General features: G+C 59.5%; 24 protein-coding genes. 10 read left to right on the top strand and 14 right to left on the bottom strand.

Going from position 1 to position 23,048, the window contains the following annotated elements; translation table 11 throughout:
- Positions 1-447 precede the first annotated feature (447 nt).
- The 7 genes from ADJ79_RS10520 to ADJ79_RS10485 form a co-directional block, all read right to left on the bottom strand.
- Positions 448-1,497 carry a zonular occludens toxin domain-containing protein gene (locus ADJ79_RS10520; protein WP_050715921.1) on the bottom strand — a complete coding sequence of 350 codons (1,050 nt, stop codon included), beginning with the start codon at positions 1,495-1,497 and terminating at the stop codon, positions 448-450.
- Positions 1,494-1,787, bottom strand: coding sequence for a DUF2523 domain-containing protein (locus tag ADJ79_RS10515; protein WP_050715920.1), 294 nt, complete (start codon positions 1,785-1,787; stop codon positions 1,494-1,496). The genes ADJ79_RS10520 and ADJ79_RS10515 overlap by 4 nt, the downstream gene beginning before the upstream one ends.
- 6 nt (positions 1,788-1,793) lie before the next feature.
- Entirely contained in the window at positions 1,794-3,110 is a 1,317-nt protein-coding gene (locus ADJ79_RS15240) for a virulence factor TspB C-terminal domain-related protein (RefSeq protein WP_156304141.1), read from the bottom strand.
- Positions 3,111-3,277: 167 nt separating this feature from the next.
- Positions 3,278-3,610 carry a hypothetical protein gene (locus tag ADJ79_RS14415; protein WP_156304140.1) on the bottom strand — a complete coding sequence of 111 codons (333 nt, stop codon included), beginning with the start codon at positions 3,608-3,610 and terminating at the stop codon, positions 3,278-3,280.
- Between the two features lie 11 nt (positions 3,611-3,621).
- A complete protein-coding gene (locus tag ADJ79_RS10500) occupies positions 3,622-3,846 on the bottom strand; it encodes a major capsid protein (protein ID WP_050715918.1) in 225 nt (74 codons plus the stop codon).
- Positions 3,847-4,143: 297 nt separating this feature from the next.
- Positions 4,144-4,464 (bottom strand): hypothetical protein, encoded by a 321-nt coding sequence (locus ADJ79_RS10490; protein WP_050715916.1) that lies wholly within the window; start codon positions 4,462-4,464, stop codon positions 4,144-4,146.
- A 33-nt stretch (positions 4,465-4,497) separates the two neighbouring features.
- Positions 4,498-5,691 carry a replication initiation factor domain-containing protein gene (locus ADJ79_RS10485; protein WP_156304139.1) on the bottom strand — a complete coding sequence of 398 codons (1,194 nt, stop codon included), beginning with the start codon at positions 5,689-5,691 and terminating at the stop codon, positions 4,498-4,500.
- 347 nt (positions 5,692-6,038) lie between these two features.
- Between ADJ79_RS10485 and ADJ79_RS13315 the strand changes: the two genes are divergently transcribed.
- From ADJ79_RS13315 to ADJ79_RS10450, 8 genes are all read left to right on the top strand, one after another.
- Positions 6,039-6,299, top strand: a complete 261-nt coding sequence (locus tag ADJ79_RS13315) for a hypothetical protein (protein ID WP_082203258.1) — start codon at positions 6,039-6,041, stop codon at positions 6,297-6,299.
- A gap of 199 nt (positions 6,300-6,498) precedes the next feature.
- Positions 6,499-7,146 (top strand): DUF47 domain-containing protein, encoded by a 648-nt coding sequence (locus ADJ79_RS10480; protein WP_050715914.1) that lies wholly within the window; start codon positions 6,499-6,501, stop codon positions 7,144-7,146.
- Positions 7,147-7,169: 23 nt separating this feature from the next.
- Positions 7,170-8,180, top strand: a complete 1,011-nt coding sequence (locus ADJ79_RS10475; RefSeq protein ID WP_050715913.1) for an inorganic phosphate transporter — start codon at positions 7,170-7,172, stop codon at positions 8,178-8,180.
- Positions 8,181-8,829: 649 nt separating this feature from the next.
- On the top strand, positions 8,830-9,522 hold the full coding sequence (locus tag ADJ79_RS10470; protein ID WP_050715912.1) for a DUF2726 domain-containing protein: 693 nt from the start codon (positions 8,830-8,832) through the stop codon (positions 9,520-9,522).
- Between the two features lie 253 nt (positions 9,523-9,775).
- A complete protein-coding gene (gene nirK / locus ADJ79_RS10465; RefSeq protein WP_050715911.1) occupies positions 9,776-10,924 on the top strand; it encodes a copper-containing nitrite reductase in 1,149 nt (382 codons plus the stop codon).
- A 187-nt stretch (positions 10,925-11,111) separates the two neighbouring features.
- A complete protein-coding gene (locus tag ADJ79_RS10460) occupies positions 11,112-12,194 on the top strand; it encodes an SCO family protein (RefSeq protein WP_253273814.1) in 1,083 nt (360 codons plus the stop codon).
- An 87-nt stretch (positions 12,195-12,281) separates the two neighbouring features.
- On the top strand, positions 12,282-12,785 hold the full coding sequence (locus ADJ79_RS10455) for a copper chaperone PCu(A)C (RefSeq protein ID WP_233199723.1): 504 nt from the start codon (positions 12,282-12,284) through the stop codon (positions 12,783-12,785).
- A gap of 141 nt (positions 12,786-12,926) precedes the next feature.
- Entirely contained in the window at positions 12,927-14,129 is a 1,203-nt protein-coding gene (locus tag ADJ79_RS10450; protein WP_050715910.1) for a YncE family protein, read from the top strand.
- Positions 14,130-14,311: 182 nt separating this feature from the next.
- Here the strand turns inward: ADJ79_RS10450 and ADJ79_RS10445 are convergent, their stop codons facing one another.
- Together ADJ79_RS10445 and plsY are read right to left on the bottom strand one after the other, a co-directional pair.
- Positions 14,312-14,929 (bottom strand): DUF1287 domain-containing protein, encoded by a 618-nt coding sequence (locus ADJ79_RS10445; RefSeq protein ID WP_082203257.1) that lies wholly within the window; start codon positions 14,927-14,929, stop codon positions 14,312-14,314.
- Positions 14,926-15,555, bottom strand: a complete 630-nt coding sequence (gene plsY, locus ADJ79_RS10440) for a glycerol-3-phosphate 1-O-acyltransferase PlsY (protein WP_050715909.1) — start codon at positions 15,553-15,555, stop codon at positions 14,926-14,928. The genes ADJ79_RS10445 and plsY overlap by 4 nt, the downstream gene beginning before the upstream one ends.
- On the opposite strand from plsY, the gene ADJ79_RS14410 reads away from it, so the two are divergent.
- On the top strand, positions 15,554-15,748 hold the full coding sequence (locus ADJ79_RS14410; protein ID WP_156304138.1) for a hypothetical protein: 195 nt from the start codon (positions 15,554-15,556) through the stop codon (positions 15,746-15,748). The two genes, plsY and ADJ79_RS14410, sit on opposite strands and share 2 nt — an antisense overlap.
- A 280-nt stretch (positions 15,749-16,028) precedes the next feature.
- Here the strand turns inward: ADJ79_RS14410 and ADJ79_RS10435 are convergent, their stop codons facing one another.
- Both ADJ79_RS10435 and ADJ79_RS10430 read right to left on the bottom strand, forming a co-directional pair.
- On the bottom strand, positions 16,029-17,255 hold the full coding sequence (locus ADJ79_RS10435; protein ID WP_050715908.1) for a multidrug effflux MFS transporter: 1,227 nt from the start codon (positions 17,253-17,255) through the stop codon (positions 16,029-16,031).
- 254 nt (positions 17,256-17,509) lie between these two features.
- A complete protein-coding gene (locus ADJ79_RS10430) occupies positions 17,510-17,755 on the bottom strand; it encodes a TIGR04438 family Trp-rich protein (protein WP_050715907.1) in 246 nt (81 codons plus the stop codon).
- Between the two features lie 134 nt (positions 17,756-17,889).
- Here ADJ79_RS10430 and ADJ79_RS10425 point away from each other — a divergent pair, with 134 nt between their 5' ends.
- Positions 17,890-18,177, top strand: a complete 288-nt coding sequence (locus ADJ79_RS10425) for a c-type cytochrome (protein ID WP_050715906.1) — start codon at positions 17,890-17,892, stop codon at positions 18,175-18,177.
- A 90-nt stretch (positions 18,178-18,267) separates the two neighbouring features.
- Here the strand turns inward: ADJ79_RS10425 and phbB are convergent, their stop codons facing one another.
- The 3 genes from phbB to ADJ79_RS10405 form a co-directional block, all read right to left on the bottom strand.
- Positions 18,268-19,005, bottom strand: a complete 738-nt coding sequence (gene phbB, locus ADJ79_RS10420) for an acetoacetyl-CoA reductase (protein WP_050715905.1) — start codon at positions 19,003-19,005, stop codon at positions 18,268-18,270.
- Between the two features lie 144 nt (positions 19,006-19,149).
- Positions 19,150-20,916: a class I poly(R)-hydroxyalkanoic acid synthase gene (phaC, locus tag ADJ79_RS10415; RefSeq protein WP_371256846.1), complete on the bottom strand. Its 1,767-nt coding sequence runs from the start codon at positions 20,914-20,916 to the stop codon at positions 19,150-19,152.
- 456 nt (positions 20,917-21,372) lie between these two features.
- Positions 21,373-22,890: a bifunctional ADP-dependent NAD(P)H-hydrate dehydratase/NAD(P)H-hydrate epimerase gene (locus tag ADJ79_RS10405; RefSeq protein WP_050715903.1), complete on the bottom strand. Its 1,518-nt coding sequence runs from the start codon at positions 22,888-22,890 to the stop codon at positions 21,373-21,375.
- Positions 22,891-23,048 lie beyond the last annotated feature (158 nt).

Below are 23,048 nucleotides of genomic sequence, written 5' to 3'. Positions count from 1 at the left end.
CCCTTGTTATGTTTGCATTGGCTTGGGGTTTGTTCAAGTGAAAAACTTGTTTGTATTATTGTTTTTGTTGGTTCATTCGACTTTATTTGCAGCAGAGCCTACGTCTTATTATTATTCTGATGGAATGTACTTTTCATCAGCATTTGAAGCATGTTCATCTTGGGTTGCCAAATATAAAAAATGGACTTTTGTAAGAATTGACAAGGGTCCGGGCAATAATCATTATTGTATCGGAATACGTTTGGATGATAATTTAAAAAAGCCCATGCTTTTTAATATAGTTTCCGAAATGCAACTATGTGACGATAAAGGGTCGAAACCTATTAACGGTCAGTGCCCGGAAAAATGTCCAGACGGATCAATAAAACAGCCGGGCAAAGAGTGCCAAAAAAAGTGTCCGTCGAAAGACACAATCGGCCCTCAATATCCATATGAAACGCCAGTCGGTTACAGATGCGAAGGTGGCTGCATTGTTGAAGTCTCGCGTGCGGTCTTTGATTCAGGTTGCTGAAAATCTATAAAAAGTCCATTTTGAACGAAATTCAGGCAGGTAATCTCAGGAACATGTAGCCGGGTGCCTTGTTGCGAGAAACACTCACAACCACGGCTCTCCGACTTGATACAGGCCGCCGGGACCGGGGCCTGCACTGGGCGGGTGATTTCGTCGTATCGGGGAGCCGTATGGGGGAGGCCGTCCATCCTTGGCACAAAGCTGGCCCGGTACTCTTCAGCCGTGACCGGCTGCGAGCCTGGCCCTGCTACTGTTTGCACAGTAGCAGGCGCAGCCGTCTGGCCCGTCTGCTTCGCAGTCTGCGCTGCAACGGTTTCCGAGCCAGCTTTTTGCCGTACGGACTGATAAAAAGTATGCCAGTAATAAGCAGCCAAAATAGCCGAGATGAAAAGCACATAGACCGCAGAGGGCAGGCTTCTGCTTTGTTTCGTGTGAAGCTTGGATGATTGGTAGAGTTTGAAGACTTTCCGGCTATACCGGTACAGGGTTTTCTTGAAAGCGTTTTTGTAGTTGAGCGCGTTTGATGTTGCGTCCCACTCGTAGACCATAGCCGCATTCATGGCTCCGAGTCGGCGCATGTGCAGATGCCGACCGACCAAGGCCCGGACGGCTGGATCGAGTAACTGGGGGTTCTGGGTGAGCAGCACAACGTCTATGCCGTCGTGCCGGTGTGTTTCGAGATACTCCACCGCAGCCGGTTTCTTGCTGCCATTGGGCCTGTTGGGCCAGACTCGTTGCACTTCGTCGAAGACGACTACGGCCCCGGTCTTCTTGTTTTCGGGCAGGTGTTCCAACCAGTCCCGATCGATCATTTCATGCTCGAGCAACAAGCCGTTAATGTTGGTGTAAATGCCACGACTGTATTGCACCGGCTCGCCGTTTTCGCCTTCGCCCGTCACTGTCGTTCCAACCAAAGGCTGCAACAGCTTGTCGATGCAAAACAGCGTTTTGCCGCTGCCAGGCGCGCCCGTTATCAGCGTGATCATGCCCGCACTCCGGCGATCCTGACCACTTTCGTGACTGACCAGTAGGTGAGTCTGAAAGTGATGGCTGCAAATATGAGGTTAATTGCGACACCCCCACCGGCAATCAGAAACAAATTGAGCATGTCACCCGGCAGGGCGTTGGTCGCCCTGACGACTGCCTGCTTCATCTGGCCGATTACGGTATCGACGCCTTTTATCGTCAAAACGGACATGCCCAACGACACCAAGACCCGCCCGACGATGGAGCCGACAAGGCCAATGAGAAAAGGGGCTAATGCAGGTAATGCCATCGTTTTTTACTCTCTCAATATTCCTGCCGCAATATTGAGCGCGAAAAACGACGCCAGCAGGATGATAATAGGACGAATGTATTTGCGAATGATCTCGCATCCCTTTGTCATGACTTCCAAAGTGATGCTCTTGCCGTTAATGGTAAATGTGGGATCCCTTGGACACGATGCATCGTTTCCAAGGACGTTTTCAGGTACCAGCGAAAATGTTTTGTCCACCCGGTTAATCCCGTCCTCCGCCGGGGCTTCACCGGGTTGCATGCAAGCAAGCGTGTTCGGGTACTTCTTGCAGAAGTCACTCCCCTCTCCGTCTCCATCACCGCCCGGCTGACCACCCGGTTTGCCGTTGCCGTTGCCGCCGCCGTTGCCGCCGCCGTTGCCGCCGCCGTTGCCGTTGCCGCCGCCGTTACCGCCACCGTTGCCGCCGCCGTTGCCGCCGCCGTTGCCGCCGCCGTTGCCGCCGCCGTTGCCGCCGCCGTTACCGCCACCGTCACCGCCGCCGTTGCCGCCACCGTCACCGCCGCCGTTGCCGCCGCCGTTGCCGCCGCCGTTGCCGCCGCCGTTGCCGCCACCGTCACCACCGCCGTTGCCTCCACCGTCACCGCCGCCGTTGCCGCCGCCGTTGCCGCCGCCGTTGCCGCCGCCGTTGCCGCCACCGTCACCACCGCCGTTGCCGCCACCGTTGCCGCCACCGTCACCACCGCCGTTGCCGCCACCGTCACCGCCGCCGTCACCGGGTTTCGGGTCAGGAGTAGGAGATGGATCAGGCTTTTCACAAGTGCCACCTGTGTAATAGCCCTGCCGTGTCCTGCTTGGTGAAACACCAATCTCGGGCAAACCAGGCGTTTCGACCACCGCACGCGAGACTTCAACAATGCAGCCACCTTCGCATCTGTAACCGACTGGCGTTTCATATGGATATTGAGGGCCGATTGTGTCTTTCGACGGACACTTTTTTTGGCACTCTTTGCCCGGCTGTTTTATTGATCCGTCTGGACATTTTTCCGGGCACTGACCGTTAATAGGTTTCGACCCTTTATCGTCACATAGTTGCATTTCGGAAACTATATTAAAAAGCATGGGCTTTTTTAAATTATCATCCAAACGTATTCCGATACAATAATGATTATTGCCCGGACCCTTGTCAATTCTTACAAAAGTCCATTTTTTATATTTGGCAACCCAAGATGAACATGCTTCAAATGCTGATGAAAAGTACATTCCATCAGAATAATAATAAGACGTAGGCTCTGCTGCAAATAAAGTCGAATGAACCAACAAAAACAATAATACAAACAAGTTTTTCACTTGAACAAACCCCAAGCCAATGCAAACATAACAAGGGCAAAAATAAATGTCTGAATGAATTGATATTCTGAATAAGACATATTATTCTTCTTTTGAAAGGTTTGAAAGACCCCAAAACATGGCTATCACTATCAGCACATTATGAAAAACAATACACCATAAAAAAGATTCAGGCACTATCATTATTCATTCTCTCCGAAAATATTCATCAAGCGCCTGATGTAAAAAACGAATATGAACAAAGGAAGAACCAGATAAAACCATTGCGCAGCCATGTCATATCCGCCTGAATGGCTGCATTCGGGAAAAGTGGGATAGGGCTGGGTGAGCATTTGGCAGGCCCCGCCATTGACTCTTTTGCAAAGCGTCATGTCAGAGCCGCCAAATGTCTGGGAGGCGCATTCAACGCTGTAAACCGCGTCTTTGTCCCCCCAGATGGTTGATGCAGCCGAGCATGCCGCCTGTTTCGCGGCATCCGCTTCGGGGTAGCAAATCCCTCTATACAGAGCAGTCATGCCCGCCTGCATTAACCACGCGCCCAGAGACCGAGCTTGGAACCAACAACCTTGATAGCCCAGAAAGCAGCCATCGCCACAATCACGGCTACGCCCGCTGTCTTAAGGTCAACGCCCATATCCGTGATTGCTCCGGTCAATTCCGTCGGTAGCGCGGCATTGGCCGCCGTGCCGATTACCATCAGCCCGGTGCCGATTGCTGCCCCGGTTTTGCGTGCAGTGAGTTTGAGTGTCATAAAAAAGTCCTTGTAAAAATGCCGCGAAATTGCGGCTCATTGCCCCGCACGCGAGGCAATGGGCCTGATCTCGCTATGAAATGTCATAGTCGTTTGCCGTCCCGAGTCGATCCAGATCAATGATCTGGATCGGCTCTCCGATTTCGGCATAGTCAACGGCCAATTGCATTGCCCGTTCCCTATCCCGCACTACCCCGCCACCGGCTTTCATCAGCGAGGTTTCCCAGACCGGTTGCCCGTCTTCCAAAGACGGGCACAGAAACCGGCCGGTTTCCAGTGATTGGACAATCAGCCTTGTCATTTGGCCGGAGCAGCAGCAGCTTTTTCAATGGGGCGTATGGCCAGCAGCTGCAATGATGTTTCGCCCTTGCCATTGGATTGGATCTCGAAAGATCCAATCGCGCGAATCGGAAAATGCTTTTCCAAATGCATCCATTTGGCAAATTCTTCTGATGTCCCGCAATTCATGGGCGTGGTCGATTTGCCGACTGCCCGCCCGGAGGCGTTTGCCTTCAAATCGGCCTCTACGTGAAAAACGGTGCTGTCGTAGGCGCGGCCTTCAATGCTGCCTTTGCTTTCCTTGATGCCGTGGACGATGATTTCTTGGTTGAATTGCATGGTGTGTTTCCTTGAAAATGCCCATGAAGACGGTTATGCAGGGAGTGGGCAGGGTTCCCCAACCGGTAAGCCGTAGATGCGTTTGAATGCGCTCTCTATTTGTCTTTCGGAAAAGCCAAATAGTGAGGCGGGGCGTTTTTTGTCCATGAATAGCTGCAAGAGCTTTTCATTTGGCAAATAACGGAAAATGACCTTGAATGTGGGCGCGGCTACGGTTTCGAACCATTTGAGTTTGCGGCTAACCGCTGCATCAACTGTTTCTTCTCCGAGCCGCTGCTCGCATTTGATAGGTTTGGGGTGTTGCAGGCTTTTTTGCTTGCGCAAGACGCTGGCATGCCAGTCGCTCGCTCCAGCAAAATAGCTGTCGGGGTCAGTGAGAACTTCCGAGGGGATGTAGCGCAGCTTGTTTCCGTAGCGCAGTTCGAATCTCAACCATTCGTCCCCGCTTTCGGGGCCAAATAGTTGATGACCTTTTTCATAAACGTTGGTTTGTTTCCCGGCTTCCTTACTCCCGATGTAGAAGCTTCGAGAGTTGCCGTTGCACCAGTCGCCGGCAAAACTGCACTTGGGTCGCTTGCCGCCTACGTCACAGTGTCCCGCCGTGTAGTCGTCCCGAACTGATTCAATGCCCCCTTCGTAGCCATCGAACCAGTCCAGGGCGAGGTCGATGCGGGTGATGCGGGCATTTATCCGGTCAATCAATGATCTGATTTCTTGCCGCCATCCACTTTTGGCGTATGTGCAGGCTGCGCCATATAAATTGACGTGCAGGGTTTGCGCTTGCCGTTTTTGATTGGGACTGTCTCCGCTTGCGCCGAAGCCGACCCAGCCGACTTCCTTGTCCTCCAACGTGATCTGCCAGCGATGCGCGTAAAAGTCGTATCCCTTGCCGATTTGGGTGTCTACCTCAAACCCTTCGCCGAGCGCGCGGGCCACGCTTTCGGCAAGTTCAAGGGCCTGACAGGCCGGGTCAAAAACTTCGCTTTCGCGCAGTTTTTGCAAAGCGAAGTTACGCTCCTTCTCTTTGACTTCCCAGTAGTTGCCGTCGAAGTACCCGGGCAGGGGGAAAAGTTTGTCTACGCCTCCTTCGTCTGCGTAGCGCATGTCTGCGGTAAAACGCAGCCAGTCAACATGCACGACGCCCACCCCTTCGCTTTTTTCCGCCTGAAGCCTCAACTTGACTTGCTTGCCTTCAATGACAAGGCACGACTTGGACGGTCTCGTCATTTGTAGGTTCTCCCCGTGTTTCCCGTGTTTACCACCGGGGCCGCCGCAAGCGGCGCGGCCGCCGCCGTGTGCAAGCCCCCAGCAGCGGCCGCGCCGCTTGCCGCTTTCCCCCTGCGTTCTCCACGTGAGAAGTCCCGCCCCATGAGAGCGTCTCGCTCCCACGGCGCAAAACCAAACAAGTCAAGCTGACGCTCCAGCACGTAAAGACGCTTCAGGAGCGGGCGGCGGGGGGTGAGGGTGTTTTGTTTACGCACGGCACGAAATCTAACGATTTACGCGCCGCACGTAAACAAAAGTTCGCACTATGCGTAAAATAAAAAAACCATTGACAACCAGAAAGAAATGTGATGCAAAAAACCGTGGATCTGCTGAAACACGCTTTATCGCGCCGTTCCGCCTCCGACTGGAGCCGTCGCCTGAACACCACTCCAAGCGTTTTCACCGACGCAAAAAGGAAAGGGCATCTAAGCCCCGTAATTGCTGGAAACCTTGCTATAGATTTAGGAGAAGATGCAGAAAAATGGATAGCAATTGCGGCCCTTGAGGCTGAGCGGGACAGCCCAATGCTTCAACGCCTTCGCCAAACCCTGCTGCACGCAAAGCCATAGCATGAGGTCTTAGTGGAAACTGCGCGGAACCCGTTTTCTATCCCTTGAAATTCGCTCTTGTTTTTGAGTCTGACGGCGAGCCGTGCACCAGCTCCGCTCCGCCGCGATCAGGGCGGCCCACGGCCGGGCGCAAGTAAACTTGTTTGCCCCGGTTATTCGAGCGCCATCAAGCGCCACCCAACGCAACAAGGTTCACTTCATGCTGTTCAGCAAACTGATGCCCAAGGAGGGCAATTTTTTTGAACTGTTCAACCGGCACGCTGAGCACGTGGTCGAGGCGGCCCAGGCGTTTGGCAGGCTGGTGGAGCACTACGGCGATGCGGCGATGCGCCAGCAGCACACCCGCGAGGTGGACGGGGCCGAGCGCGCCGCCGACCGTGTCACGCACGAAGTCACGCGCCTGGTTCACACCACTTTCATCACGCCCATCGACCGCGAGCAGATCCACGCCCTCATCAATCAGATGGACGACGTGGCCGACTTGCTGCAAGACTGCGCCGAAGCCATGACGCTGTATGACGTGCAGCACATGACGCCCGAAGTGGCCCAGCTCACCGCCTTGTGCATGCAATGCTGCGAGCGCGTGCGCGACGCGGTCGCCCTGCTGCCGCGCGTGGCCGAGCAGGCGGCGGCCGATGCGGCGCTGAAGTTCTGCGAAGAAATTGACCGCCTGGAGTCCGAGGGCGACCGCCTGCTGCGCGAGGCCATGAGCAAGCTTTTTCGGCAAGAGCCTGACGTGCGCGAGCTGATCAAGCTCAAGGCCCTTTACGAGCTGCTGGAAACCGTCACCGACAAGTGCGAAGACGTGGCCAACCAGATCGAAGGCGTCATCCTCGAAAACTCCTGACCCGCGACCAAGGCCCCAAATCCATGGAAACCGCCCAAGTGGCCCTGTGGGCCGTCGTCATGCTGGTGGCGCTGGCCATCGCGTTTGACTTCATGAACGGCTTTCACGACGCGGCCAACTCCATCGCCACCGTCGTCTCCACGGGCGTGCTGCGCCCCACGCAGGCCGTGGTTTTTGCCGCCTGCTTCAACCTGCTGGCCGTGGCCATCTTTCACCTATCCGTGGCCGCCACCGTGGGCAAGGGCATCGTGCAGCCCGGCGTGGTGGACGCGCATGTGGTCGCTGGCGCGCTCACGGGCGCCGTGGCCTGGAACCTCATCACCTGGTACTACGGCATCCCCAGCAGCTCCTCGCACGCGCTCATCGGCGGCATCGTCGGCGCGGCCACGGCCAAGGCGGGCGCGGGCGTGCTGCTGGCCGGCGGCATTCTCAAAACGGTGGCGTTCATCTTCATCTCGCCGCTTCTGGGCTTCGTGCTCGGCTCGCTCACGCTGGTGCTGGTGGCGTGGCTGTTTCGCCGCATGCGCCCCAAAAAAGTGGACCGGTGGTTCCGCCGCCTGCAACTGCTCTCCGCCGGGGCCTACAGCCTGGGCCACGGCGGCAACGACGCGCAAAAAACCATCGGCATCATCTGGATGCTGCTCATGGCCACCGGCTACAGCGCAGCAGGAGCCGATGCGCCGCCCGCCTGGGTGGTGATTTGCTGCTACGCAGCCATTGCGGCAGGCACCATGTTTGGCGGCTGGCGCATCGTCAAGACGATGGGGCAGAAGATCACCAAGCTCAAGCCCGTGGGCGGCTTTTGCGCCGAAACGGGCGGCGCGCTCACGCTGTTTTTCGCCACCGCGCTGGGCGTGCCCGTGTCCACCACGCACACCATCACCGGCGCCATCGTCGGCGTAGGCTCCGCGCAGCGCGCCTCCGCCGTGCGCTGGGGCGTGGCAGGCAACATCATCTGGGCTTGGGTGCTCACCATTCCGGCCAGCGCCTTCGTGGCCGCGCTGGGTTATTGGCTCAGCAAGGCGCTGTTCTGAGAGCCTGTTCAAAGTCTGGCCTTGATGGACAGCGGGCTGGGATGGCCGCAAGGTGCAGATTGCAGACAGCCTTGCAGCCTGCTTGAGACCCAGCGAGGATTCGCGGCGCCCAAGGCCGCCCCCCAGAAGACTGCGAATCCGCACTTTCGCATTCACGCATGAGCTGTGGATAGGCACTCAAAGTCTGCTCGTAGGCTGGACTTTTTAGCTCCTTTATCGATAGCAATACGTCCTAGTGGAAATTGCGCTCAGGGTCATTTTGGGCACCCTGTATTTGCTTCTGTTTTTAAAAGCGCTCCCGGCATTTGGAGCAGCATGAAGCTTCTGTTTATTGACTGTGTCTGCAACGCCTGCGCCGTCGGTCTCTACGCTTTTCTGCAACAAGCTGCTGACATCAAGCGACGTCTCACATCTTGTTGAATTCTGTTGTATCTTGATGACTATTGCATTGGTTTGACGCAATTGTGGATGACCTCGCCTTCAGAAGCGGTCCCAAGCCAGCGCAAATGATGAGACTGCCCGAAAATCAGAAGCTCTGAAGCAAGGCAAACACAGTGAGTTGCCATGACAAATAAAATATGGGAAGTTACGAACAATCGAACAATGATGATGGAGTTTGCGCTTACGTACATTCAAGGCATCGCGCGATATGAATCTGTTTGAACATTGGTTTTTCTGGCTGGTGCTGCTGGCGGTTGTGCTGGCTGCAGTTGCCGCTTTCTGGCTGCTGTGGCGATCGGATGAAGGCAAGGCGCAACATCATGCCCATGCCGCGCGCAAGCTGCGCGTGCCTCCTGAGCAGTGGCCGTTGAGTGCTCGCCCCGTGCTCAACACGCTGGAGCGCAGCGTATGGCTGCAATTGGCGCACATCTTTCCTGAAAGCATGATCATGGTGAAGATGCCTATCACCCGCTTTACAGTGCCACGCCGGGGCGAAGAGGCGCGCGACTGGTTCGAGATGCTCAACAGTCTGTACTGCACTTTCACGATTTGCAGTGACGAAGGCCGCGTGCTGGGCTGTGTGGACGTGGCGGGCCCTAGCGGCGTTTCAGCAGCCCATAGCAATCTCAAGCACCAGTTGCTGTCGCAATGCGGCATTGCCTACTTTCTGCTTTCGCCAGGCGCAGCATTGCCGCCAGCTGAGACTCTGCGTTCGCGCTTTCTTGGCATCCACGACAGCACTGCGTCAGACTTGGCACGCCTGCAACAGGCGCGCCAGCAGCTACACAAGGCGCTGGATCGCAAGCGCAATATCCGCAATGACAGCGGCCCTGCAAGCTGGCAACAGAACGACTCCTTCCTCGCACCTTTCGATAGCCGTCACAACAGTCTTTCACGGTAAGTAAAAGCAGAAGACGGGTGGCCTGTAAACCGTCCGTTGCCAAAAGCCCCGCCAGAAGCTGGCGGGGCTTTTTTCTTTGATGCACCCCGCATCATGCGGTTACACATGAATAAATTAACCTGAATCAATTTCGCAGAAGAACCCATGCCACGGCTTTGATTACCATTCTTCCACCAATGTTTTTGGGTGGCTGGCGGGGGTCTGGCCACTTGCTAAACAGCGGTTTCTGCAACGAAAGAGAGGGTCTTCGACCATGAAAGCAACCACCATCCGCAAATCACTGCTTTGCTCGGCCATTGGCGCATGCCTGATGGGCACATCCGCCTTTGCCGCTGATCCCGTTGTGTCCACCACGGGCGGCCTGCCTGGCTATGAAGTCATCAAGGCTTCTCCCAGCATCGACAAGCTCCAGCGCGTCAAGCAAACGCTGGTCGCTCCACCGAACGTGCCTGAACACTCCCTCAAATCGCCCGCCGCCCCGCGCGTGGTGCAGGTGGAAATGACGATTGAGGAAAAAGAAATTGAAGTTGAGCCTGGCGTGTTCATGTGGGCTTTTGCTTTCAATGGCACCGTGCCCGGCCCGATGATCATCGTGCACGAAGGCGACTATGTTGAGCTGACGCTCAAGAACATGGCCAAGAACCAGCTGGTTCACAACATTGACTTCCACGCTTCCACCGGCGCTCTGGGCGCTGGCGAGCTGACCCACGTGCAGCCCGGCCAGGAAGTGGTGGTGCGCTGGAAGGCCTCCAAGCCCGGCACCTTCGTGTACCACTGCGCTCCTGGCGGCCCCATGATTCCCTGGCACGTGGTGCATGGCATGAACGGCGCCATCACCGTGCTGCCCAAAGGCGGCCTGAAAGACAAGAACGGCAAATCCATCACGTACGACAAGGCCTATTACATTGGCGAGCAGGACTTCTACCTGCCCAGGGATGAAAAAGGCAATTTCAAACGCTTTGCCACCGCTGCCGAATCCATGGCCGAAGACAAGGAAGTCATGGACAAGCTGATTCCCAGCCATATCGTGTTTGGCGACCGCAAATACGCCTACACGGGCGAAAAAGCCATGACCGCCAAAGTGGGCGAAACCGTCATGTTCTACCACTCGCAGGCCAACCGCTTTTCGTATCCTCACCTGATCGGCGGTCACGGCGACTATGTGTGGGAACGCGGCAATCTGGCTGATCCACCCGCTCAAAACCTGGAAACTTGGGCCATTGCAGCCGGCTCCACCGGCGCGGCCATGTACACCTTCCACCAGCCTGGCGTGTATGTGTACCTGAACCACAACCTGATCGAATCCGTGAACCTGGGCGCCCTGGCTCACGTGAAGGTTGATGGCAAGTGGGACAACAACCTGATGGAGCAGCTCGTTGCTCCGCGCGCCTACAAGGAATAAGGCGGCATGACGGATGGCCGCGAGCTATATTGCGGCCATCTGCCAGGGCGGAGTCTGGCGGCTCCGCCAAAAACAGTTCCTTTCCAGCAGCCCGCTTTTTCCGGGGCGGGCTGTTTCTTCAGGCAACCGGAAACCAGAAATTTCACGGCTGCTTGGCCAGCAGTCATTCAGGCAAGGAGACACAGTGATGAACATGCTCAGGAAGTGGATGGCAGTTTGCCTTTGCATATTCGGACTGTGGGCCGGCGCCGCCCAGGCGCGCGACATCACGTTTGATCTCCGGGACGCAAACGGGCCTGTCACGCAAAAGAGCTACCCGGGCAAATACCTGCTTTTGGCCATTGGCTACACCTCCTGTCCGGACATTTGCCCGACCACGCTGTATGAATATGGCCTGGTCATGAAGGCCCTCAAAAACCCGGACGCCATCCAGCCCATCTTCGTCACCATCGATCCGGTGAATGACGACGTAGAGCGCCTCAACACCTACACCCGCTTTTTTGACGAGCGCATCGTCGGCCTGACGGGCGAGATGAAAAACATCCAGGCTTTGGCGGATCAGCTGGGCGCCACCTTCGGTTACCGCATGGACGGCAAGAAAGTGGACAACCCGAAGCCGGGCATGAGCTACACCGTCTATCACAGCGCCCTGATCTACCTCATCGACCCTGATCGCAAGCTGATGGACGTGTTTGACTACCAGATTGGCGCCAAAGGCTTGACCGAAGCGCTGGACAAGGTGCTGGGCGATGGCAAAGGCGGCGCTGCTCCCAAAGCCGCCGCGCCTGAAAGCGACAAACAGGACACGCCGCAAACAGCTGCGCCCGCCGCCGCAAATGGCAAAGCAGCCTGCGCCCTGCCCGCCGGCTTCGAGGCCGCCAAGCAAGCCGTGGCGCTGAAAGACGTGATGGCTGACGCGCCGGCAGACAAAGTCGTTCTCCTCAATCTCTGGGCGCTGTGGTGCGCGCCCTGCCGCACGGAATTGCCCCTGCTCGACAAACTGGCCGCCAGCCAGAAGGCCATGAAGGTTCAAACCCTGAATCTGGGCGACAAAGAGCCTGACATCGCCACCCTGTTTGCCAAGATGGGCCTGAAAAATCTGCCGCAAACCCGCACACAAGGCAGTGACGTGCTTCAGCGCCTGGGCGCGCCCGGCCTGCCCTTCACCGGCCTGTTTGTAAACGGCAAGATGGCCGCAGCCAAGAGCGGCATGATTGACAAGACCGACGCACTGGCCGAATACGCCCAATGCGCTGCTGCAAGCCAATAAACACCGCACCGGCCGGGGGCAATTGGTAAATCCGTTGCCTCTGGCGATCTCCGTTTTTTTTCAACTCACCACTGAAAGGAGCATCCAATGAAAATCAAATACGCCGTCGCTGTGGCCGCCGCCCTGCTGGCCGTGCAAGCGCAAGCCGCAGACGCCTCGCACACCGAGCTGAAAGACTGCGCCATTCAGGAAGTGCTGCCCGGCAAAGACATGACGGGCGCGTTCGCGCGCATCGTCCACACCGGCCCGGCCGTGGACGTGGTCAAGGCCGAAGTGCCCAGCGTTTCCCAGCGCATTGAATTGCACAGCATGGTCATGAAAGATGGCGTCATGACCATGACGCAAATGACCGACGTCAAGATCAACGCTGGCGAGCGCGTGTTCAAAAAAGGCGGCGATCACGTCATGCTGTTTGACGTGGCGAAAAAGCCCGAAATCGGCAGCAAGCACACCATGACGCTTTATTTCAGCGACAACACCAAGGCCTCTTGCGAAGCCGTGGTCAAGTCGGTGCAAGACGTGATGAAAGACGCCGGCATCGACCCCAACAGCGCCAATGACGCCCACGGCGGCGGTCATGGCAAGCACTGATCGTTCTTGAAAACCTGTTCGCATACCGCCCGGGTCCACGTTTTTCACACACACGAACGGACTTGGCACAGGTTCTGAGACGAATCAGCATTTAAGCAATGGCGGCTGCAATGCCGCCATTTTTTTGCAGGAGAAAGCCCCATGAAAAGACGCGATTTCGTTCTCTCGGCAGCCAGCAGCATGGCCCTGGCGCATGCAGGCGCATGGGCCAGCGCCACGCCAGCCGCTCCTGCGGCCCCATCGCTTTATGAACCCACGCGTTATGTTTTCGTTGCCGACAAGATGAGCAACTTCATCAGCGTGATTGACCTCATCTCGGGCAAGCACGTTGAATCGCTGGATTTCGGCATTCGCCCCCACGTTTTTGAAATGGCGCGCGACGACGCCATGATGGCCGTTGCATCGCCCGAAGCCACGCAAATTTGCTTTTTCAACCTGAAAACGCGCGAAACCACGCGCATGAAATTGCCTGCGCCGGTTTATCAAATCTTTTTTGTGCCGCAATCCAAGCTGGTGGCCCTGGGCATGCGCGACTGCGTGGGCATGATTGACTACGACGAATTCACGCTCAAGGTCTTTGACCGCAAGTTTGATTCGCCCAACCGGAAAACCGTCCTGGATTCCTTTTATTTTCTGCTGTTCAGCTCGTTCAGCCAGTCGTTCTGGGTGCTGGATGAAGAAAAGCCGCGCATTTTCCATAAATACGGAAAAGACAGCGCCAAATCCAAATGGGATGAAATTGATTTCTCGGGCCGCATCAAAACCAATCGCGGTTTTGACGTGGGCATTGCCAGCCCCGAAGACTATCTGCTGACCATGACCACGGAAGACGGCAACGAAGGGCTGGTCTACTTTCCCGAAAGCGACAAGCTGCTGAGCACCGGCTCCATGCGCACCACCACGAACACCTACAAGCCCATGCTCATGCCGTATATCGACTTCTATACCAAGAATGTCATTTTCGGCAACAAAGAAGGCCAGATGGCCCACTTTGACCTCGAAAGCGGCAGCGACAAGCCCGAACGCTTCACCGTGGATTTTTCGCCCCGCTTCATTCGCAGCGGCTGGCTGGAAAGCACCTGGGTGCTCGCTGGCGACAAGGGCATCATGTTCCAGTCCCTCAAAGACCCGGCAGACCGCAAAGTCTTCCGCTTCGTGGCCGAAGTCACCAACGTCTGGGTCACGGGCGACAGCAAAACCGCGCTCATCACCATCGACGAGGGCTATCCGCAGATCATTCCCTACGACATCCGCACGCGCGAGCGGCTCAAGCCCATCCTCACGCCCGGCGTGTCCATGGCCAACATCATCCGCATGAGCAGCAACAACAGCATTTGCTACTGAACGCGGCAGGCGAAAACAGACGAGAGAAAACGCCTGTTTTCGCTCTTTTATTCATAGCATGGGGTCTTAGTGAAACGGGCGCAAGGCCCGTTTTTTGCCCCTTTGAATTTGCTCCTTTTTTCAGGGGTGCGCGCTCCGTTTTCCGCCGCTTTTTTTCCTGTTTCCCAGGACGGGCGCCCGGCTCATGGCCGGTAGCGGTAATGCCCCGTCACCGGCCAGCGCAGCAGCGCATCTTCTTCCTGCGTGCCTGCGCCCACGTTATGAATGACCAGCGGCGTGCCGCTGGCGCTTTTGCGGTCGGAAATGATGCCGATATGCGGCAGGTTGCCTGGCAGCATCCAGGTCACCATGTCGCCGGGCCGGTAATCCCCCGGCTGGCGGCTGGCGGGCAGCGACTGGCCCCGCCGCCGGAAAAACACGGCCAGATTGGGCACACGCCGGTGGTCAATGTTCGTATCGGGGCGCTTCAGCCCCCACAGCTTCGGGTAGGCGGGCCAGGCGCGGCGCATGTCTTCGTGCACGAGCTGCTGCAAATCCACGCCCTGCGCGCGCCAGGCGCGCACCACCACGTCCGTGCACACGCCCGCTTGCGCAGGCACATCGCCCATCGGGTAGCGGATGCGGCGGTAAGCGCCGTCATAGTGCGTGGTCACGCCAATTTGCGCGCGGGCGGCCCGCACCAGCTTCAGGGCGTGCGCAGGGGCCGCCGTTTCCGCGCTGCCTGCTGCCAGCGCCGGGCCTGCCAAGCCCACGGCGCAGCTTGCCAGCAGCGCCAGCGCGGCGCGGCGGCGGGCATTCATTTCTTCTTGCTCCCGATCTTCGATTCCGTGCCCGCCAGCAGGCGGCGCATGTTTTCGCGGTGCCGCCACAGCAGCAGCAGCCCCATCAGCGACAGCGCCATCAACACCGCCGCGTTGGCTTGCCACAGCCAGCCATTGCCCGCCAGATACAGGGCGGGCGCCAGCACGGCAGCCGTCAGCGCCGCGAGCGAGGAATAGCGCGAAACCAGCGCCACGCTCACCCAGACCATCACCACCGCCAGGCCCAGCAGCGGCTGCCAGCCCAGAATCACTCCCGCAGCCGTCGCCACCCCCTTGCCGCCTTTGAAGCCGAAAAACACCGGATACAGATGCCCCAGAAACGCCGCCAACCCCGCCACGGCTGCAGCAGCAGGCGGCAAGCCCGCGCCAAACCACCCCAGCAACGCCACAGGCAGCCAGCCCTTGAAAGCATCCAGCAGCAACGTGGCCGCCGCCGCCTTTTTGGAACCGGAGCGCAGCACGTTTGTCGCCCCCGGATTGCCGCTGCCATAGCTGCGCGGGTCCGCCAGTCCCATTGCGCGGCTGACGATGACGGCAAAGCTGAGCGACCCCAGCAAATAAGCCCCCACGGCAATAGCCAGCAAGGGCCAGACGGTTTCATTCATGGCAGATGTCTCCTTCTTCAAAACCTGCGAAAAGCGACCGGGCATTGTAGAGGCCGTTTCAAAGGCAAATGTCATGCGCGCCGATATGCGCTCTGCTTGGAAACAGGTGGATTTTTCAAATGCTTATTTCACCCGGTCTGGCGCCTGGACCATTTTCAGAACCGGCGGAAGAAATCATGCTGTTTCACTCTAGGAGCCGGATATTGATAAGCCACAGGGGACTGATATTCTCTTTTTGGGGCAATCAACCCATCCATTCCCGATTGAAATAGCGATCCATTTCACGATGGCCTGAAACCTTCTTTTTCATCACGCCAAATGAGCGGCACTGTTTTTTTGACGATCCAATTGCCTGGCGGTAATGAGAGGGAGCAAGGCGCAAACCATAAACGGCCCTGCGCCATATTTGCGACCCGGCTTCACACCTATGAAGACACGCCCATGAGCAGGCTGCGGGCGGGTTCGCAGCGCTGCTAGCTGACACGGCCCGTTTCAGGCCAGCGCCAGCGCAAGAGCTGCCACGCGGCCAAGCCAACGAGGAGGAAGGAGAAAGAGGCCAGCGCCAGGGTCATGGCCGAGTGCATGACCAGCGGCGCGACAACGCCTGCCACCAGCCCATTGACGGCGGAGCTGAAGGCCGCCTGCAAGGAAGAGGCCATGCCCCGGCGGGAAGGAACGACATCCAGCGCCAGCAAGGTGACAGCGGGCGTCATGAGCGCCCAGCCAAAGGAAAAAATGGCGATGGGCACAAAAGCCCACCATGCGCTGGGCGGCAGCAGGGCGCTGGCAGCCAGGTTGATGAGCGAGATGGCGGTCATGATGACAAAGCCATCGCGGATTTGGCGGCGGGGCGGCACGCGCCCGGCCTTCTGGCCGGAAAGCCAGGAGCCGCCCATGATGCCGCCAATGCTGAAAAAGAAGAACCAGAAAAACTGCGTGGGCGCCAGCCCCAGAATGCCGCCCAGAAAGGCCGGCGCCGCCAGGATGTAGAGAAACATGCCGTTGAAAGGCACGCCGGAGGCCAGCGTCAGCAGCATGAAACGCCCATTGCCTGCCAGCTGGGCGTAGCCGCGCAAGAGATCGCCTGCGCGAAAAGGCTGGCGCTGCGCCAGCGGCAACGACTCGGGCAGCAGACGGAAGTTGATCAGCCACAGCGCCGCGCCAATAGCGGCAAGAAACCAGAAAACAGCATGCCAGCCCAAGGTGTGCGAGAGCGCGCCGCCGATCATGGGAGCGACAGCGGGCGCGACGCCAAAGAAGATGGTGATCTGGCTCATGACGCGCTGCGCTTCGGCAGGGCGGAAGATGTCGCGCACGACGGCGCGCGAGACCACGATGCCCGCGCCAGTGGAAAAGCCTTGCAGGGCGCGGCAGACGATGAGCTGCTCCACATTGGGCGCCAGGGCGCAGCCGATGGATGCGAGGGTGAAGACGACCAAGCCGCCGAGCACGACGGGACGGCGGCCCAGGCTGTCGGAAAGCGCGCCGTGAAAGAGGTTCATGAACGCGAAGCCGAACAGATAGGCCGAGAGGGTTTGCTGCATTTGCGTGGGGCTGGCAGCGGTGGCCTGGGCGATGGCATCAAAAGCAGGGATGTAGGTGTCGATGGAAAAGGGACCCAGCATGCCCAGAATGGCCAGCAAAATGGCAAGCGCCCAGCGGGGGCCTTGCCAGGCGGATTGGGGTTCAGTGGCGTTCATGAAAAGCGTGACGAAGCGGGAAGCGCCTTGACAGGCAGGCAAGGCGCGGGACGGGCCGGCAGATGCTGCGGCAGACGCTCTGGCAAGCGCGGTGACGTATCGAAAAGAGGAGCTAAATAAAGGTGGCAAAAAGTGGCTCTCGCGCACTCTGCACTAGGACGTATCGCTATTGATAAAGGAGCAAAATAACGCTGCGCGCCTGCCGCCTGAGCCGCATTTTCGCCCCCCCTTGCGGCCAAATTGTGAACAGGCGGCTAGCGTCTGCGGCTGCGGGGCTTTTGCCCAATGGCTTCCATCTGGCGGTCTCTGCGTTCCATGCGTTCGCGCTCTTCACGTTCCATGGCCTTGCGCTTGGTGTAGCCTGTGACATCGGCCCAGTTCCACCAGACAAAGGCACCCGCAAAGGGGGAGAGCACCCACCACCACGACCATTCGGCCACGGGAGACACCTCAAAATATTTCAGCAGCATGAAAATGACGCCCAGACCCACCAGATACATTGCTATTCCTCTGTCGAAATGTTTGTTTTCACAACCCGGCAAACTGGCTGCCAGGCTTGCTGTCAACCGTGCGCAGGCAAGCCGCGTTGTTGAGGCGTAGCTTAACTTCTCCCATGACAAGAGGAACACAGACCATGAAACACCTTCTGCTTGCACTGGCCTGCGTGGCAGCTGCCGGCCCGGCTGTGGCCGACGAGGGCATGGCGAAGGCCAAGAACTGCCTGGCCTGCCATTCGGTAGAAAAGAAAATGGTGGGGCCTAGCTTCAAGGACATCGCCGCCAAGGGCGGAGATGCTGGCAAACTGGCTGACAGCATCAAAAATGGCAGCAAGGGCAAATGGGGCGCCATTCCCATGCCGCCCAACCGGGTGTCGGATGAAGAGGCGCAGCAACTGGCCGCATGGGTGTTGTCGCTGAAATGAGCCAGGCGGCCCGTTTGCCGCGTGAGCCATAAAAAAGCCCGCATCAAGCGGGCTTTTTTCATGGGTGCTCAGGGATGGAAGGCCGCGCCCTTATTCCATGTGCAGGCCGCCGTTGCACGAGAAATTGGCGCCGGTGGTAAAGCCCGAGTCTTCACCGGCCAGCCAGCCGACGATGGAGGCGATTTCGTGCGGCGTGCCCAGGCGTTTGACGGGGATGGCCGCCACGATTTTTTCAAGCACATCAGGCCGGATGGCATTGACCATGTCGGTGCCAACGTAGCCGGGGCTGACGCTGTTGACCGTCACGCCCTTGCCCGCCAGCTCCTGCGCCAGCGCCATGGCAAAGCCGTGCATGCCCGCCTTGGCGGCGGAGTAGTTGGTCTGCCCGGCCTGGCCTTTCCTGCCGTTCACGGAGCTGATCTGGATGATGCGGCCCCAGCCTTTGGCCACCATGTCGGGAACCACCTGCTTGGTCACGTTGAACACGCCCGAGAGGTTGGTGTTGATGACGGCGTCCCATTCTTCGCGCGTCATTTTCACGAACATGCGGTCGCGCGTGATGCCGGCGTTGTTCACCAGCACGTCCACGCCGCCATGCTCTTCTTTGACGCGTGCGAAGGCATCTACGGTGGATTGCCAGTCAGCCACGTCTGCCACGCTGGCGTAAAAGGAGAAGCCCTGCGCGGCTTGCTCGTCCAGCCACTTCTTGTAGTCGCGCGTCAAGCCGCAGCCTGCGACGACTTTGAAGCCTTGGCGGTGCAGTTGCTGGCAGATGGCGGTGCCGATGCCGCCCATGCCGCCTGTCACGTAGGCAACTTTCTGGTTCATGTGGAGGTCCTCCTTTGCTTTGAAAAAATGGCTGGTCAGCGTCCACTCCACTGGCGCTGACAGCCGACGACGGCCTGCCCGCCCGCCAGGCCGCCTTGCATGAAATGAAAAACCCCATGCGAGGCGGCCGGCAGGCGTCCCGATTCAGGCCTTGACTTTCACGTAGCGCCCCGGAGCCGGTTCAATGGGCTTGCGGCCATAGCTGGCAGGCGCGGGCACCTGCTTGCCAGCGTGGGCGGCCAGCCATGCAGACCAGTCGGGCCACCAGCTGCCGGGGTGTTCGGTAGCGCCTTCCAGCCATTGGTCCACGTCGGCAGGCAACTGGCCGTCTTCGCGCAGCCAGTAGTTGCGCTTGTTGGCCTGGGGCGGGTTGATCACGCCGGCGATGTGGCCGGAAGCGCCCATCACGAAACGCCGCTCGCCGGGCAGCGCCTGCGCGCTGGCGTAAGCGCCGCCGATGGGCACGATGTGGTCTTCGCGCGAGCCATACACGTAAAACGGCACATGCAGCTTGCGCAAGTCGACTTTTTCGCCGCACACGGTGAGCTTGCCGGGCTTGACAAGGTTGTTTTCCAGATAGGTATTGCGCAGATACCAGGCGTAGAAGGGGCCGGGCAGGTTCGTGGAGTCGCTGTTCCAGTACAGCAGGTCAAACGGGGGCGGCGTTTCGCCCTTGAGGTAGTTGCCCACCACGTAATTCCAGACCAGATCGTTGGGCCGCAAAAAGCTGAAAGTGCTGGCCAGTTCCTTGCCCTTGAGCAGGCCGCCCTTGCCCATCTGCAATTCGCGGAACTGCACGGAAGGCTCGTCGATGAACACATCCAGCACGCCCGTGTCGCCAAAGTCCACCAGCGTGGTCAGTAGCGTGACGCTGGCCACGGGGAAGGCGCTCTTGCGGCCCTTGGCCTTGGCGTGCCGCGCCGTCAGCACCGCCAGCGCCGTGGTCAGCAGCGTGCCGCCCACGCAAAAGCCCAGCGCGTTGATTTGTTCCGCGCCCGTGATGTCGCGCACCTGCTCGATGGCGGTGATGACGGCCTGCTCGATGTAGTCGTCCCACGTTTTTTGCGCCAGCGATTCGTCGGCGTTGCGCCAGCTCACCACGAAAGTGCGGTTTCCTTGCGCCACGGCGTAGCGCACGAAGGAGTTGTCGGGCTGCAAGTCCAGGATGTAGAACTTGTTGATGCACGGCGGCACGATGAGCAGCGGCTTTTCATGCACTTTTTCCGTCAGCGGTTTGTATTCGAGCAGCTGGAACAGCTCGTTTTCAAACACCACGGCGCCCTCGGTCGTGGCCACGTTGCGGCCCACTTCAAACTGGCTCTCGTCGGTCATCGACATATGGCCTTGCTGAATGTCGCGCACCATGTTCGCCAGGCCCTGCGCCAGACTCTGCCCTTGCGTTTGCAGCGCCTTTTGCTGCGCTTCGGCATTGAAGGCCAGAAAGTTGCTCGGCGCGGCCGCCGCAATCCACTGCTCGGTGGCAAAACGCAGGCGCGCCTTGGATTTGGCGTCGCCCTCGGCGGCGTCGGCCAGCGCCATCAGCGTGCGGGCATTGAGCAGGTACAGCGCCGCCGTCCAGGCCGCCACCGGGTTCTGCTTCCAGGCTTCGCCCTTGAAGCGGCGGTCCTTGATTTCAGGCGGCGCTTGCAAGCTGCGGTTCCAAAGCGCCGTGGCTTCCTTCATGTACTCGTCCTGCAACTCGCGCAGTTTTTCCGGCGCAAAGCGCAGCACCGGCATGGCGGGCGGCAGCGGATTGGGCGCGTCGCCCTGCTGCAATGACTGCACGGCTCTGGCCCAGTCGCCCATCCAGTCGCTTTGCCAGGGCATTTTGAAAATGGGCGCGAACGGCTGCGTCTGTCCCATCCAGGGCCACGCGCCAAAAGACGCAAAAGGGTTCGAAGGCTGAGCCATGCAATTACCTCCTTGTCAAAAGTGCGGTCTACAGCAAGGCCAATGTAAGCGGGAACGCGCGCTTCGGCTATGGGATAAAACCCTTCATGCAAAGACGCGCCAGATTGACGGAAATCAATGCGTGCAAGCAGCGGCCATGCAGGTTCCTCTCCATCGCCGCAAAGGGCGGGCGGCGCTTTGTTGCGACGCTTTCAAGGCCTGCCCGCAGCCAGGTCCCGAAGCGCGCCGCAAGCCCGGAGCGGGCGGCCCGCTGCCTGCCAGACAGCATCAATAACAGGAGCAAAAATAGCGGGGGCCAAATACCGTCTGGCGCAATCTCCACTAGGACGTATTGCTATGGATAGAGGAGCGAAATAGAGACGGAAAACGCCGCACCCCCGCCGCCTGCGGCTTGCCATTCCGAACCGTTTTCTCGCACTTGCGGCCAAGCGGCGGGCCGACTCTCTGAACAGGTTTTCAAGGGCGCAGGCGGCGGGCCAGCTCGCCTGCCGTCAGGGACTGAAGGGCGGGCCAGTCATCAGCCAGCGCGCCATGCTGCCAGGCGGCCTGGCAGGCGGCAGGCCAGGGGTGTGCGCCTGCGGCCAGGCGGGCGCCAATCAGGCCGGCTAGCACATCGCCCGTGCCGGGCGTGGCCAGGCGAGCATTGCCGGTGGGGTTGATGCACGGCGGCTGCCCGGGCGCGGCGATGACGGTGCCGGAGCCTTTGAGAACAACGACGGCATCCAGCCGCGCGGCCAGCGTGCGTGCGGCGGCCAGCCGGTCTTGCTGCACGGCGCTGGCGCTGCTGCCAAGCAGGCGCGCAGCCTCCAGCGGGTGCGGGGTGAGCACGGTCGCATGGCCTTCGGCGCTGCGCTGGCGCACGGCGGCCTGCAAAGCCGTGCTGGCCGCCAGGGCATTGATCGCATCGGCATCCAGCACCAGGCGCGGGCAGGCGCGCAGCACCGCCGGCAGCACGGCTTGCACGGCCTGGCCGCCGCCACAGCCGCACACGGCGGTGATGGCGCGCAGCTCCAGCGCCGAAAAGCGGCGCAGCATCAGCTCCGGCTCCGGCAGCGCCGCCCAGGCGGCAGGCGCCGGCTCGCCTGCGTCAGCCAGCGGGCAGACATACACGCGCCCCGCGCCCGCGTGCAAAGCGGCGCTGGCAGCCAGCCAGGCCGCGCCCGTCATGGCCGTGCCGCGCGCGGCGCTGCACTCGCCGCCAATCACGGCCACATCGCCAAAACAGCCCTTGTGGCTGGCATGAGGGCGGCAGGCGGCGGGCGGCGCCGGCGCGGCAGGCTGGGCGCCCAGCCAGGCGGCAGGCGGCTCGCCAGCGGGCAGGGCGGCGGGCGCGCCCAGGTCGTCAAACCACACCGTGCCGCAGGCATCGCGCCCATGCGCGGTGAAAAGCCCCGGCTTGGCCGTGAGCAGCGTGAGCGTGTGGCGCTCGGCCCGTGGCGCAGGCAAGGGCTGGGCCATGTGGCCGGTGTCGGCGTTGAGACCTGTGGGCACATCCAGCGCCAGCACGCGGGCGGCGCTGGCATGCATGTGCGCCAGCCAGCCGGCCATGCGCCCTTCGGGCGGGCGGGTAGCGCCTATGCCCAGCAGCGCGTCCACGCACAAGTCTTGCGCGCCCAGCCCGGCAGGCGGCTCATCCGTAAAGAGCACGCCAGCGGCGCGCGCGCGCTGCAGCGAGCAGCGCGCATCGGGCGGCAAGCGCTCTTCTTCGCCCAGCCAGCTCACCACCGGGTGCATGCCCCAGGCGTGCAGATGCATGGCGGCTTCCAGCCCGTCGCCGCCGTTGTTGCCAGGGCCGCAAGCCAGCCAGATCACGCGCGCATGAGGCGCCAGCGCCAGCGCCAGCCGCGCGGCAGCCAGCCCCGCGCGCTGCATGAGCGTGTGCGCCGCAAGGACCTGCATGGCCGCATGCTCCATCCGGCGCGTGGCAGCCACGCTGTGAAGCGGCAAAGGAGTCTGGCGGGTGATGCGGAACATGAAATCTCCGGGTCAAAGGCTGCGAAAGCCTGATTCTGGCAACGCCAGGAAGCGAAGGCGCTCATTTCTGCGCTTCAAAGGCGATAGCGGCTAACCCAGTCTGCTCTAAGAGCCTGTTCAAAATCCGTCCGCAGGTGCGAAAAGTGCGAACTCGGACG

Source organism: Ottowia sp. oral taxon 894 (assembly GCF_001262075.1).
GTDB classification, from domain to species: Bacteria; Pseudomonadota; Gammaproteobacteria; order Burkholderiales; family Burkholderiaceae_C; genus Ottowia; species Ottowia massiliensis.
This window is presented reverse-complemented; position numbering and strand designations above follow the sequence as displayed.